At 35.7% G+C, this 12,530-nt stretch carries 15 protein-coding genes and 2 pseudogenes; 1 reads left to right on the top strand and 16 read right to left on the bottom strand.

Features of this window, described 5'->3' with window-relative positions; translation table 11 throughout:
- Positions 1 to 44: 44 nt before the first annotated feature.
- Entirely contained in the window at positions 45 to 209 is a 165-nt protein-coding gene (locus HRJ06_RS11150) for a hypothetical protein (protein WP_174733003.1), read from the top strand.
- Here the strand turns inward: HRJ06_RS11150 and HRJ06_RS11145 are convergent.
- The 16 genes and pseudogenes from HRJ06_RS11145 to HRJ06_RS11070 all read right to left on the bottom strand — a co-directional run bounded on the left by HRJ06_RS11145 (position 206) and on the right by HRJ06_RS11070 (position 12,524).
- Positions 206 to 922, bottom strand: coding sequence for a hypothetical protein (locus HRJ06_RS11145; RefSeq protein WP_174733002.1), 717 nt, complete (start codon positions 920 to 922; stop codon positions 206 to 208). The two genes, HRJ06_RS11150 and HRJ06_RS11145, sit on opposite strands and share 4 nt — an antisense overlap.
- Positions 923 to 1,136: 214 nt before the next feature.
- Positions 1,137 to 1,355 (bottom strand): YozE family protein, encoded by a 219-nt coding sequence (locus HRJ06_RS11140; protein WP_174733147.1) that lies wholly within the window; start codon positions 1,353 to 1,355, stop codon positions 1,137 to 1,139.
- A 263-nt stretch (positions 1,356 to 1,618) separates the two neighbouring features.
- Positions 1,619 to 2,353, bottom strand: a pseudogene (locus HRJ06_RS11135) (glycerophosphodiester phosphodiesterase family protein).
- Positions 2,354 to 2,705: 352 nt separating this feature from the next.
- Positions 2,706 to 3,953 (bottom strand): DUF4153 domain-containing protein, encoded by a 1,248-nt coding sequence (locus tag HRJ06_RS11130; RefSeq protein ID WP_174733001.1) that lies wholly within the window; start codon positions 3,951 to 3,953, stop codon positions 2,706 to 2,708.
- 47 nt (positions 3,954 to 4,000) lie between these two features.
- A complete protein-coding gene (locus tag HRJ06_RS11125; protein WP_174733000.1) occupies positions 4,001 to 4,216 on the bottom strand; it encodes a helix-turn-helix domain-containing protein in 216 nt (71 codons plus the stop codon).
- A 10-nt stretch (positions 4,217 to 4,226) separates the two neighbouring features.
- Positions 4,227 to 4,709: a DUF2975 domain-containing protein gene (locus HRJ06_RS11120; RefSeq protein WP_174732999.1), complete on the bottom strand. Its 483-nt coding sequence runs from the start codon at positions 4,707 to 4,709 to the stop codon at positions 4,227 to 4,229.
- Positions 4,710 to 5,053: 344 nt separating this feature from the next.
- Positions 5,054 to 5,335 carry a YokU family protein gene (locus HRJ06_RS11115; RefSeq protein ID WP_174733146.1) on the bottom strand — a complete coding sequence of 94 codons (282 nt, stop codon included), beginning with the start codon at positions 5,333 to 5,335 and terminating at the stop codon, positions 5,054 to 5,056.
- Between the two features lie 9 nt (positions 5,336 to 5,344).
- Positions 5,345 to 5,779: pseudogene (locus HRJ06_RS11110) on the bottom strand (lysine 2,3-aminomutase); the annotation flags it as partial.
- A gap of 41 nt (positions 5,780 to 5,820) precedes the next feature.
- A complete protein-coding gene (locus HRJ06_RS11105; protein WP_174732998.1) occupies positions 5,821 to 5,964 on the bottom strand; it encodes a hypothetical protein in 144 nt (47 codons plus the stop codon).
- Between the two features lie 194 nt (positions 5,965 to 6,158).
- The gene (locus HRJ06_RS11100) at positions 6,159 to 6,899 is read right to left on the bottom strand and encodes a hypothetical protein (RefSeq protein WP_174732997.1); all 741 of its coding nucleotides are present in this window, start codon (positions 6,897 to 6,899) and stop codon (positions 6,159 to 6,161) included.
- A gap of 138 nt (positions 6,900 to 7,037) precedes the next feature.
- Positions 7,038 to 7,346, bottom strand: a complete 309-nt coding sequence (locus HRJ06_RS11095) for a helix-turn-helix transcriptional regulator (RefSeq protein WP_174732996.1) — start codon at positions 7,344 to 7,346, stop codon at positions 7,038 to 7,040.
- A 551-nt stretch (positions 7,347 to 7,897) separates the two neighbouring features.
- Positions 7,898 to 8,341, bottom strand: coding sequence for a helix-turn-helix domain-containing protein (locus HRJ06_RS11090; RefSeq protein ID WP_174732995.1), 444 nt, complete (start codon positions 8,339 to 8,341; stop codon positions 7,898 to 7,900).
- 174 nt (positions 8,342 to 8,515) lie between these two features.
- Entirely contained in the window at positions 8,516 to 8,914 is a 399-nt protein-coding gene (locus HRJ06_RS11085) for a hypothetical protein (protein WP_174732994.1), read from the bottom strand.
- A 130-nt stretch (positions 8,915 to 9,044) separates the two neighbouring features.
- The gene (locus HRJ06_RS11080; RefSeq protein WP_174732993.1) at positions 9,045 to 9,755 is read right to left on the bottom strand and encodes a hypothetical protein; all 711 of its coding nucleotides are present in this window, start codon (positions 9,753 to 9,755) and stop codon (positions 9,045 to 9,047) included.
- Between the two features lie 86 nt (positions 9,756 to 9,841).
- Positions 9,842 to 10,735, bottom strand: coding sequence for a hypothetical protein (locus tag HRJ06_RS11075; RefSeq protein WP_174732992.1), 894 nt, complete (start codon positions 10,733 to 10,735; stop codon positions 9,842 to 9,844).
- A gap of 157 nt (positions 10,736 to 10,892) precedes the next feature.
- Positions 10,893 to 12,524 (bottom strand): Eco57I restriction-modification methylase domain-containing protein, encoded by a 1,632-nt coding sequence (locus tag HRJ06_RS11070; protein ID WP_338421081.1) that lies wholly within the window; start codon positions 12,522 to 12,524, stop codon positions 10,893 to 10,895.
- Between the last annotated feature and the right edge of the window lie 6 nt (positions 12,525 to 12,530).

Below are 12,530 nucleotides of genomic sequence, written 5' to 3'. Positions count from 1 at the left end.
GCATATCTTTAACTAAATAATCTTTAGAACGGATGTGTGATTTCATGGTACAGTCATGGATAGAGGAAATTAAGAAAGATGTTAACAGTGATGACAGTAAAGTCATTCATGCTTTTGGAGAGGTGACAGACATGATTTTCAAGGTGCTATTGTTTCTCGGTATTCCTTTTATGTTTTATGTTCTGAATCAATTCATTCAGCTCATTTAACCACGGCTTTTGCCATTGCCATCATTATTGTTGATAGTAGCCAACTTCCGGAGGACAACTCTCATTACATGTTCATATTCAACATCATGGAACATTTTATAGAGTATTTGATAATCATTGTAGATATCGAGCAATCCATCAACAAGGGTTTTTTTATATTTCTTCTTTGATAACTCCGCCATTTCTGCTTTCCGAAAGGGCTGGATAGCCTTTTCAAGTTCAATAGGTTTATTGTCTTTATTCCCTGCAAATAAAAGCCCCATTTTCTTGATCACGGTATCCGCACTTTCTGCATCGGCCAACAGGGTTAATTCCTCCTCGCCGGCTTCAAGCCATTCTCCGTCATTGACCCTTGATAGCTCATAAATGACATCCTCCCAGGCATCCTCTTTGTAGCGCCAAATCTCTGTTCGGAAGCCTACAACCTTGAATAAATCTGAATTATACCCCTTAACCTGGACAAGATCACCAAAAAAGTATTTATACTCAATATCAATATGTTCCTTTTCAATCTGTTCCTTTTCAATGAGCCTTCCCTCATACTCAGGCAGACTTTGAAGGCTCGCTTCCAAATACAAACCTTCGCTTTTATTAATCTCATACACATAAAGTCCGTCCAGCCACTTTACATCTGTAATTTTCCCTACCGTTCCATACATGGAAATCACGACTGTATCACCGATTTTGAATTTTGGTGTTTTTTTACTATCCATTTCCTCCATCCTCTCAATGATTGGTCGTGGGTCGTGAAGATTAATTACCACATTATATGCTCAGCCTAAAAAAATCGTCATAACAAATATCCCTAATTTGAAGTTTTAAATAGGTTTTTAAAATTTCTTAGCCTACTAACACAAATAAGGGCTTGAGCCAGTTAGCGCTCAAACCCTAATAATTTTTATTAATTAATTTTCTAAGGAACCATCATTACCCTTCAGAAATTAGATAAAGCTCCCATGCATCATCGAAAATTGCCATACTTTCTGGATAGTGAACGTTCAATTCAAGATAGGAGCTTAGCTCGTGATAGTCCTCCGAATTTTTTGGGAAGCTATGGTCCTCGTATGCCGAATTTGCAAAGCGGCTAATATCATCCTTTGGTTCTGGATGACGGTATTTCAACAAAAAATGATAAAAGCTTTTCATCATATATTAACGCCTGCCTGTTTTAATATTTTGTGGAATTGTTGAAAGCTGGTTACTAACGTTTACTATAACGGATTGTTTAGACAACGTCCATCTGTAAATCAGCTCCAAATTTACTATTCCAGCCTAAAAAGCCCGGTAACCAGGGCTGTTTAATAGTTATCTGATCATAGTATCTTTGTACTGTGCAATAAATTGAATTTCTATGGTTGGTTTATTCTTTTTCTACATAAAACAATCTATTCGTTTAACTTGCACGATAATTATTCTTCTAAAATAGGGGTTATAATATCAATACGATTAGTCCATATACCACCTGTATAATTTTTAGGAAGGCGTTCTAAATCCTGCTTTTTATCAAAATCTTCTGACCATCCCCCATCAACCGCAACGAGAATTACTCTTGTATTAGCATCATCCATTCTGACTAGAAATTTGCTTGAAAATCCCCATAAATATGGAGCGAATTTTTCTGGAATATGCAATTTTGTGTTTCCGCATGCTGACGGTATATATCCTGTCCAACCAACTGCTATGTATGAAAGCAACTTTTCATCGTATCCTTAGACATGACACGAAGTTCAGGTAGTTTTTCTTTCAGAGAAGCAATCGGCTTGTCCCCACCATAAACAGAAAGGTTTTTTAACCGACTATCTGGAACCTTTGTGAGATAGTTGGACAAATGCTCCCCTTCATTTGGGTCGTTACCCTTGCATTGTATGGTCCCTTATTACTCCTTCTCCATCTGTTCTACACTCTAGTATCCAATCGTGAAAAACATCAAACTCTACAATATCTGCTCCTGCCTCAAAAGCAGCTTCCATTGAAGATATTGAGTTTTCTAAAAATGGATGGTCAGGTTCGTAAATTCTCTCTGCTGTGCATGTTTCAGCTGTAATTCCTTCCATAATGAAAGTCTGTGCCATTCCGCGATGAGCCAGCAATAAAGGTTCTCTGTTACTATTTTTCGTAAATAACACTGTGTTATTCAGGTACATAAAAGCCAATAAAATAAATATAAAAATAAAAACCCTTTTAATTTTCGTTTTAACTTCTTCATATTGCTCCTCCAGATGCTACATTTAACAGCTTGCTTCAATAGACTTGCATAGAAAAACAACTTTTTAATTATCTTTTTATTGCATTGCTCTGCCTCGTTATTCGATGAAAGAGAATTTTTAACGATCCTACACAAATTGTTAAAAGCGATAGCCCTGTTAAATCCCTTTTAAAACTTTAATAATGAAGATAAATCAAAACTACGTGACTTGTATTAAAAGCTGCATAATATCATTCTAAAGTGTTATACGTTTTGAAGGATACCCCTTTCAATACATAAACAGCGCCTTTTTAATTAAAAATTATAGGAAATAAAAATGTAACAAAAGCTGCCCAAAGTCCGTAGACCGGCAAATACTTAGTAATGGCATCTTGAATATCTGAAGGCCCTGATTTGTTTTGTAGATAACGCATATATGAGAGCATAATCCAAATTAGATTTGCCCAGATAAGTATGTTTACTCCTAAAACAGCAAGTCTATTAGGCGTAATCCCAAAAGTAGAAAGTCTGAAAACAATGGCTGACAAAGCTACACTATCAATGATAAGTGCAAGAGCAATTAAGGCAAAATTTATATAATGAGAAATGTTCTTTTTCTCGTCAGATTCACTTTCAGTAATGGAAAATATGGTAATTGCCAATATACCAAGGAGTATTCCATTGAAGGCTATCAAAAAGTTTCGATCCAAGAATGGATTTTTTCCGACCCATATCACCGTTATAAGATAGACCAACAATGTGATCAGGACAAGGGGACTAAAAATCTTAGCTATATATGGTGTAATATTTTTAGCAAGTTTAAGATTCATTGATACAAGATATGCAGCCACAATAGCGAGAGCGGAAGCACCAAATAAAACTACATTACTAAAATAAAAGTCCTCTATATCCAAGCCAATAAAGCTAAATAACTGCATGGTTAGTGCCGCCAGAACCATTCCGCTAACTGCCATGCTGGCGTAGAGAATACAATATTCCAAATTAAATTTAATATAGGCTAATCTTGTACTACCTTTTGAATATTCATTTCCTGTAAATGCTAACCCTACCAATACCCATAGGAATACGGGAAAGTGTAAATAAACAAGGATAATACTGTCTTTATAATTTAACGGAAGCAAATTAAGATAAAATCCTGAAATTAGGAACAACGCTGCAAGGGAATAAATAATACTCTTTCTTGGAGTATTATTGTAAACAAAATAGGCCGTAATAAAGGGAATTATACCAAAAGCCAGGTTAATTGGAGCAATTGCTTCCTGTTCAACAAAATGGAAGATAATCCTGGTGCATATCCCGGCCAAAATGGCCAACATGCCCATGAATATGAAACCTCTTTGAAGCAAGGGAGATTTTTCTGTTTTGGTCGCCTCCTTGAAATACAGCCTTTCATACCAAACACCAAGAACCTGAGAATCAGGATTTTGTTCCCATGCGTGTGAAAATGACCTTTTAAAAGCTTTGGGGTCTTTTCTATACATTCTCTCAAGTTCATGAGAGTTAGCCATATTTTTAATAATCAAATTGTTAATGTCCATAGTTTTACCTCCCTTAATAACTGTATAGTAAGTTCCCTCTATATTGATTAACTGTCTTCATCAATTTTGTATTCTAAAATATCTCCCGGCTGACATTCTAAAGCCTTACAAATTGCCTCTAAAGTAGAGAATCGAATTGCTTTTGCCTTTCCATTTTTTAATATAGAAAGGTTCGCCATTGTTATCCCAACCTTCTCCGAAAGTACTGTTACGCTCATTTTCCTTTTCGCAAGCATTACGTCAATATTAATTATAATTGCCATTGTTTACACCTCACACTGTTAAATCATTTTCTGATTTAATATCTATTGCTTCTTGTAAAAGTTTTTGGAGAACAGCAGCAAAGACTGCGATAACCATCGAAGCAAAAGGAACAGCCATTCCGACAAAGATAACTCCTGGTGCATTGTCTATTTCCGCAAAGATATAGTAAAGCGGTAAAACTAACACATGTAGAATGCTGATTGTGATTGCACAGAATTTAATTTTCTTTAAAGCTTTTACAGATAAATTAGAGAAAGATTTATTTTTATCAATATAGCGTAAGAGTTTGAAGGCCTGATACAAGGCAAAGTAAAAAGGTATCGCCGAACCATCAAAAACGATGAGAACGAAATATTTTATAAAAGAAAACTCTGGAAGCAGTTTTGCTGAAAGATCTGCCAGGTCAGGCACCAAAAAGATGCACAGACCGAGAACCGGGACTCCTAAAAGAATAACTGCTATTTTTAAAAACAACGTTGTAACTTTTTCCATATAAGCACCTCACTTATTTATTTGATTTTAATATATAATTTATTGTTTTACAATAAATATTTATTAATTATTATAAAATTTTTATTATTAGGCTTTGTTTCTACTCAAATAAAAAGCATTCTTTATTTAAAGATATGCTCTATACTTTAAACTTTTAAAATTATCGCTTATACATCAGATTAGAAAGGATTAAGTGATTAAATAAAGTAGGGCTTAAGCTAAGAATCACCATAAAAATCCTCGTTCAAGTAAACTCCCTTTATAAAGCAAATTATTTCACATTAAACACACAGACATGATAAAAGACACCCATTTCTGAGTGCCTATTATTAATGGGGGTATTTTTAAGAAGAAAAATCAAAATAATTCCTCTTCAACAACCTGGGTAATTCCATTAGTTCCTTAAATCCTACCGAACTACTAATCTTCTTCGTATCCACCAAAAACAACTGATCCTCAATTTCTTTAATTATATCTTCATTCTGGTACACCATCTCACATTCCCCGCAATCAACAGCTGGTGTCATCGTAATTTCTATAGCCCTTGACCCATCAGGCAGTTCCCAATAAACTGTGTTTTCTCCGTTACTAGCTTTGCCTCCACACCACTCGCATGAAATATCCATAGGATTCACCTACTCATCACCCCCTGGTACTTTTTCCTGATCACCAGATTCGGTCATTTTTTGCTGCTGGGAAATAAATTTCTTTTCCTTCAGCTCATCACGTTTTTCACGTTTATCCTTAAGTGAAGAGTAATTTGGGTCTTCCTGGTAACTTTGTCTTCTATCCAATCGTTGCAGATCTTTCGGTACCAAGTTGAATTTGCTGTCATTCATAACAGCCGCAATTCCCACGTTCGACTTTTTCTTTTCGTAGTCAGGGTAAATATTGCTGAAATAATCATCAGCCTGCCCGGCCACATAATTTTCGGGCTCCGGATAAGAGGTAATCACCCCTTCAAAGTTTCTTAAAACCACCTTTTCAGGACTTTGTGATATCAGGTAATTTGGCTGCAATGCGATTTTCCCTCCGCCGCCTGGTGCATCGACGACGAACGTTGGGACTGCGTTTTTTAAATGATGTATAAAAAGGAAATAAAAAAGGAGAGTTATTTAACTCCCCCATACCTCACATATTGCGATATTATGCATTCTGCCCATACTTTGTAGTTCGGCTTGTTAACCTCGATAACAGTTCCTTTTGGTCGTCGCTTCTCTGCTTGTGGCTTCGCTTGCTCTTGCTGTTTACTCATAACGCAGCCCCCTCGCAAACCTACCCTTTTTACAGCGTATGAGCTTGTGAATTAGTCCAATTACTTTTAACCTCATCTTTTCGCCTTCTTTCTTTGTTTGAAAAGATAGGCGCAGCCCTTATCGATTCTTGGTACTTGTGGGCAAAAAAAAGAGAGCAGCTTTCGCCGCCCTAATCTTCGTTGACTCGTCCTCGTTAGTACATGCTCACTTTTTTAATAAAGTCGCTTTTTGTTGTCATATACGCATATGGATTGTTAGCAAAGCGTGCTAAGTCCCTGCTTATTTCGCCTAGAGCGCTAACTAAAACGGAAGAAACTAAGTTAGCAGCTAGCATACTGTTAGCCATTTCTAAGGCTTTCTTAGCTTCTTCCGCGTCCTTAGGCTGCGCTTTTTTAACTAACTCTTTGTATAAAGATCCTAGTTGCCTTTTAGCTTGTATGCGGTCTTCCCCGGTCGCATTAGCTATCACTTCATTAGAAAGAGTTAGTAAGCTCTCAGTTGCTTGCTTTACTAGTGCAGGTTCTTCTTCGTCTGTTAGTCCTTGTAAAGCCTCTAGTGCGCTTTTATAACTAGACGCAAACATAACATTGGCTTTTATTTGTTGCAGTTTATCCTTAAATAGCTGCTGATGTATGTCATTTACTTTTGGAAGAGGCTGGGTGAGTACTTTCTCGGCTGCATTACGTGCGTTTATTACCTCTTGGTCTTGCGTTTTTTGCATTTCATAGAGAGCCTTCATAGTCTCTACTTCGAATTTATCCCGCAGCTTTAACAGCTGGAATTGCTTACCTTCTTCGCTTAGCATTCGGTCAGCGTTTACTTTGCCGCGGTGCTCTTGGTAAGGCACGATATGGAACTGACGTATAACTGCTGATACATTATCTCTAACCTGCTGCGCTTTCTCCAAGTTATCTCTTATAGTCTCGATAGTCATAAATAACTTAGCCCCCTGTAATAGATTTAAATTAATAAGATCTATCTAGCAGCCTTCACCGCTTGTTAGCAACGGTGCTAGCTCGAATAGATTTAATCGGTCTCTAATAATAATTGCTATACATATAATGTTACATTCTTATAGGTTTGCCTGTTCACGTAGCTTCTTTTTTAGTCGTGCGTGTCTACGGCTGTTCTCGCTTTCGGCAAGTAGCTCGTTAATTTCGATCAAATCTTCTTCGTCATAGCAAAGTACTTCCTGTATATGGCGTATTGTCTTAGGCAGCGGCTTTTGTCTTCCAGTCTCTATACGCCATACTGTAATTAAGGTAAGGTCTAGTGCGTATGCCATTTCGTTCTGGCTGAGGTTTAATGCTTGGCGGATATATTGAAGTTGTTTTCCGATCATGCTGTTGCCCCTTTCGTCTTTTACGTTTGTAGTAGTCACTCATTTATCGTGTTAACAAAATAAAAAAGGAGCTAGTAAAAAACTAGCCCCTAGGCGGAATAGGACGAATGAATGGGAAGTGTTAGGTACTTCCCTACTATTAGGTACGCATATAGTGTGATTATTTGCGGTATATTTTACGATTATTTGCTCTTTTACGCATACTTTTTATTAGGTATAGCGGACTTAATATCCAGCTGTGCGACCTGTCGTTACGGCAGCGTTGTCCTGTACTCTACTCTGGCCTTTATCGCTTCTATCGTTCTTATTATATCTCTTTCTATTGTATAGGCATGCGTTTTTGTTTTTATATGCCTTTTCTTTTTTTAAAAACTTTAGGATAATACGCATGTATTAGCCTAGTAGCTTTAGCTACTGGATATTTAGTTAACACTAAATATCGTTAATAATTTTAGTTTAATAAATGTCGTTAAATAATTATAGTTTACGTGTAGAAGATACAAGTACCGGCACCTAGTTTTACTGTAAGAAGTACCCTAAAACACCTTCTTGATCTTAACTTTTCACTTCCCCCGCATAACGAATTTACACTACTTGCTTTTTGCTTCTGCCGCCCATAACCGGAACAAGTCGTCATTAACTTTTTTCCTTGTAGCATTCTCCCTTTTTTCGAAGTTTTCCGCAGCAATTGGGTATTTTGCGAAGAATTCTTCTTGCGTAAGAGGTACGAGCGGCTTATAGAAGTTTACTTTGCCCCTTGAGCTCTCAAATACGTCGATTAGCCCTACTTTCTTAAGTACCTTTAAATGCTCGCCTACTGTCTTCTCGCTTTTTCCGTAGTCCTTGGCAAGTTGGTAGATACTTGGAAACGCATAACCCTTTTCGACGTTGTAATAATCCACGATAAGTCCATAAAGAAAGCTCATTTCCGCCTTATAGTTATTCATATACACATAGTGGCGAAGGTTCGATGGCAGCGGTATAAACTTTTCTCCGTTCTCTTGCAGCCTGGATTTATTAAATACTTTTCTCATTTACTTTGCGCTCCTTTATCCTTGTTATTGTTCGGCAATAAAGTTCTACCGTCCAATAACTAGGCGCAGCTTTTATGAATGTTTGGTAATATACACAAAAAAAGTGGTATCCAAAAAATACCACAAAGATTTCTTTTATATGTTGTTTTTGTTTGTAATTGTATTGAAATGTTGTTAGCTGAAACAATAATCATTCCATCGTTTCGCAATATCGTCCCAATGAAATTCTTGGATGCTTCCTCTGAGTCTTAGTGACATGATTTTTTCATTTGCGTATTCTGAGTTTATAATAAATTCGGCTTTCCCCTTAGCATATCCAGGTCTATACCTGGTATATAATATTTCCAGAATATACACAGAATCTCCATCACATAAATACTCGCTGAATTCATAATCATAATTCCAATTAACGTCCGTAAATACATTTTCGTCTTTTTCTGTAGGAGTAAGCCATTTTCTTAAGGGCTTAGGACGAGAATTTAATATTATCGCTTTAGGCTCACTAACAAATTCTTTAAAATAACCACCATTCACTGTCAGGACAAATTTATCATCACTTTCAAAGACTTTCAATTTGACACCCCCAATATTACTCTCCAGTGATTAGTTTAAAGTAAAATTCATTAAAATTACTGTATTAATGTGTCCAATCTTCTACAAATACTTATGTGTAGAACTCCAAATCAATAGTAATTAACGGGCTTTAAGACAAGTTTTTCTTCCATTTATACCATTCTGTGATCCAAAAGATGGTTGCCGAAATAACCATAGCTGTTAGTATTGACGAACCAATACCATAAAAGGTTGTCATCTCATTGTCTATTTCAAATTTACTAAGTATTTGTAGTAATAAAATTGCTCCTAAAGACAAAACAGTTGCACTCAAAGGAAATTTCCTTTTTGACTTTAGAATCTTTTGAACCCCTACAATTCTACTAGATAATTCAATATCATTTTTGTAATTATTTACTAAAAGTTTGAATATTATCTCATCTTTAGGATTTAATAGCATCGGTTTAACAGAAGTTGTACCTAATACATCACCTATAGCATTATCTATCTTTATTTTCAAATTTGCAGGGTTCGTTTCTTTTACCTCTGCAACTATTATTGCTCCTCTTGAAATGATTTTTAAATCTTCCGTAAACTCAGTTGGCTTTATAGGCACATTTCCTGTATTAGCTAGTTTTATTAATACTAAATGTACTTCACCTTTTACTTCCACTCCATCAAGTAAAAGCTTCATCCTATTTTTTAACGCCTCATCTTTAATTAGAAGAGAAGTTGACGAAAGTACTGAATACGATAATTCTTTCTTAGTTCTATTTTTTATATACGATACAACAGCGATAGCTATCGCAGTAATAATACCAATAATTCCAACAATGTTATTTATAACAAAATTTGCTGACATGGTTTCTCCTTAATTCGGTTGTTATTAAAATGTAATCTTTACATGACTGTACTATAAGTTCCTAATAAATTTTCTTCTCTTTCAATCTAGTCTTCGAGATAACTTTTTATTAATGTATTATCTTTATATATCAGTGAATATAAATGAAAAATTGCTTGCTCAACATCTTTAATATATTTTTCCACTTCTTCACTAGTTAATAACACTTCATTTGGCTTATGGATTAATGAGTTCCGTTTGAAGGCACCTTTGTTTAGCTCAGAAACCTTAGGTGATTTTTCACCGTAGAAAGATTCTAATACTATTCCATAAAGCTTATGTAAGGGTGGAGAAGGGACTTCAAAAATTAAAGTTCTTAACTCAGGCTTATCACTAATCAAAAACTCCTTTATGGCAAGCTCTGCAGCTATTGTCGCATTAATCCACTTGTGGCGATTATCCTGCTCTCGTTTAGCTTTATGAAGATAACTTAACGCTACATAGGATCGTAAAAAGTCTCCATTAAGACTCTTTTGAATTATCTGTTCAGTTTGGGACGTTATATTATGCGAGGGATAAACCGATACAGTTGCATTAGGTTCACCAATAAGTATATAAGGAATAGAGAACCATTCATCACCATCATACGAGTACTTATACTCTTTTAAAGTCCCAACATTATTTACGTCCATTTCGTACCAATCAAGTAAGTAAATAGTGGTTTTCATAAAGTGTTTATATGCTTGTCTAATTATATTTCTTACTTCCAGTAACTCTTCCTTTTGAGATAATTCAAAGGTTTCATTATCAAATCCGTCCCTTAGTGCATTAAATAGAGGTTCCGACACCAGGCATTGATATAAGCATGTAACATGCTTTGAATCAGATGAATTTACATGTATTTTGACAAGTTTAGAATCCCCTAAAGTAACATCAAAAATATATTTTTCTTTAGCTATATTTGTGAACAATTCAGTTACATATACACTCTTAAAGAACATTTCCCTTTCTATTCCTCCTTTTGACTATAAGTAATATTTTTCCAACGGAGTTATAAATATTATAGATTAATAACAATGCTATGTAAATGTAGGAAATTTCCCACGTAAACATATTTAAAAAAACCTCTATGCCTAAAACATAGAGGTAAATAAGATACTAAGCGCGTTGTCTTCTTCTATTCATTAGTTGACGCCAAATATCTCTGAAAGATGTAATTATTTCATTACTTATACCTAGGTGCTGATTTAAAATGACTGCATCAACTTCGGGCAAAATATCTTCGATGCGTCCTCTTTCCCTTATGTTTCGATCAATTAAATTAAGCAAACGATTAACTGTCTCCTCATCTAAGTTTTCAAGATTTGGTAGTAAGATATTCTCAACTTCCCCTGGCAGTATTTCTAAGACTCCTCCCCCATAACTGCGACCCTCTATCTCAGTAAACGCAAGGGTGATACTATTATAATAAGCTAGAAGGACTTTGAGATGGTCAACATTCTCTTTGAATTTTATTCGGTGCATGGTATCAGTGCTAACTGCATTAATTTCATTAAGAACGAACTTAGGATAAGTATCATTTCTTCTTAAGAAAAATGCATCAGGCACCCAGACAGAAGGGATTCGATACCAATTTTTGCGGATACTGCATTTATAACCAGTATGCTGGTTATTGGTTTCACCATATTTTACGTAATCTTGAAGGTTCGAAGGTAACTCTTCTTCTGGCACGTCCGGAAAATGAACCAGTTGAGCTGGCAAACCGTCTATTACGTTTTCTAACCAATCCTGCTCATTAAAGAAAAGACCTTTCGCATGTGCACTCCTTCCTATAAGCGGAAGAGCATACTTATGAAGGTGATATTGCTCAACCAAAGAGTTAGTGACTGAAAAATACTTATTATTTCCTGTAGTAATCCCAATATCTACAGAAGCATATTCCTTAAACTTCTTAAACAAATTATGTTTTGTAATATTAGAAATTACTTCAAGCTGCGTATTATTAAGGAAATACTTTGTCCACTTATCTTTATTATGGTCAATTTGCTTATATTCGATTGCTTCATTAATGGAATCCTGGTTAAGGTGATCTAAGTTTTGCAAATCCACTACAGATATAATATTTTCTTCTAGATTTTCACCTTTTTCTCCGAGCAATATAACAACCTCTTGTTGAACGTCCGGAAAAACAAGTTCTCTAAAGGTCACTATTGTAACCTGTGATAAATTTTTCGAGAGAAATAATCTTAACTCTGCTGCATATGCAACCTGGAGTAATTCTGCCGGGATGACTAAAGCAATCTTTCCATTGGTATCTAACAATTCCACACAAGCTACCAAAAAAGACACCCATGCGTTGATTAATTTATTAGATTTCATCCCATTACTTACCAATATATTAGATTGAGTAATTCTTTGTTCAGGTGTTAGGTATTGATACCTAATATAAGGGGGATTCCCTAAGATAAGGTCATACCGCTGCCCCCGTAGATTCCATTCAAACTCCTGAAAAAAATCATTATTTACCACGTTAAAGTTTTCTATATCGCTAACAAGTTCGGAAGCCTTTTGAGCCTCTGTTGAATCCAGCTCAATAGCTAAGCATTCTTCAAACCGATTCGCATAACTCTTTAGGCTCTCAAGAAATGCTCCATCTCCACAACTTGGTTCCAAAACATTCCTTTTGTCTCCATCAGAAAATGCCCACTGAGCAATATAGTCAGTCATTTCGATTGGTGTGTAATAACCTCCACGCAATTTCTGAGCCGAATTCTGACTTAATAACTTCACATCATC

The sequence above is a fragment of the Mesobacillus harenae genome (assembly GCF_013343715.1).
In the GTDB taxonomy this organism is placed as follows: domain Bacteria; phylum Bacillota; class Bacilli; order Bacillales; family Cytobacillaceae; genus Mesobacillus_A; species Mesobacillus_A harenae.
The sequence above is the reverse complement of the archived record's forward strand: the minus strand, read 5'-3'. Positions and strand labels throughout refer to the sequence as shown.

Excerpts from the sequence above, each read along its gene's own strand:
- HRJ06_RS11105 (WP_174732998.1), bottom strand. The coding sequence starts at position 5,964 with ATGAGTAAACAGCAAGAGCAAGCGAAGCCACAAGCAGAGAAGCGACGA.
- HRJ06_RS11100 (WP_174732997.1), bottom strand. The coding sequence starts at position 6,899 with ATGACTATCGAGACTATAAGAGATAACTTGGAGAAAGCGCAGCAGGTT.
- HRJ06_RS11145 (WP_174733002.1), bottom strand. The coding sequence starts at position 922 with ATGGATAGTAAAAAAACACCAAAATTCAAAATCGGTGATACAGTCGTG.
- HRJ06_RS11130 (WP_174733001.1), bottom strand. The coding sequence starts at position 3,953 with ATGGACATTAACAATTTGATTATTAAAAATATGGCTAACTCTCATGAA.
- HRJ06_RS11120 (WP_174732999.1), bottom strand. The coding sequence starts at position 4,709 with ATGGAAAAAGTTACAACGTTGTTTTTAAAAATAGCAGTTATTCTTTTA.
- HRJ06_RS11150 (WP_174733003.1), top strand. The coding sequence starts at position 45 with ATGGTACAGTCATGGATAGAGGAAATTAAGAAAGATGTTAACAGTGAT.
- HRJ06_RS11090 (WP_174732995.1), bottom strand. The coding sequence starts at position 8,341 with ATGAGAAAAGTATTTAATAAATCCAGGCTGCAAGAGAACGGAGAAAAG.
- HRJ06_RS11075 (WP_174732992.1), bottom strand. The coding sequence starts at position 10,735 with ATGTTCTTTAAGAGTGTATATGTAACTGAATTGTTCACAAATATAGCT.
- HRJ06_RS11115 (WP_174733146.1), bottom strand. The coding sequence starts at position 5,335 with ATGGATATTTCATGCGAGTGGTGTGGAGGCAAAGCTAGTAACGGAGAA.
- HRJ06_RS11140 (WP_174733147.1), bottom strand. The coding sequence starts at position 1,355 with ATGAAAAGCTTTTATCATTTTTTGTTGAAATACCGTCATCCAGAACCA.
- HRJ06_RS11080 (WP_174732993.1), bottom strand. The coding sequence starts at position 9,755 with ATGTCAGCAAATTTTGTTATAAATAACATTGTTGGAATTATTGGTATT.
- HRJ06_RS11125 (WP_174733000.1), bottom strand. The coding sequence starts at position 4,216 with ATGGCAATTATAATTAATATTGACGTAATGCTTGCGAAAAGGAAAATG.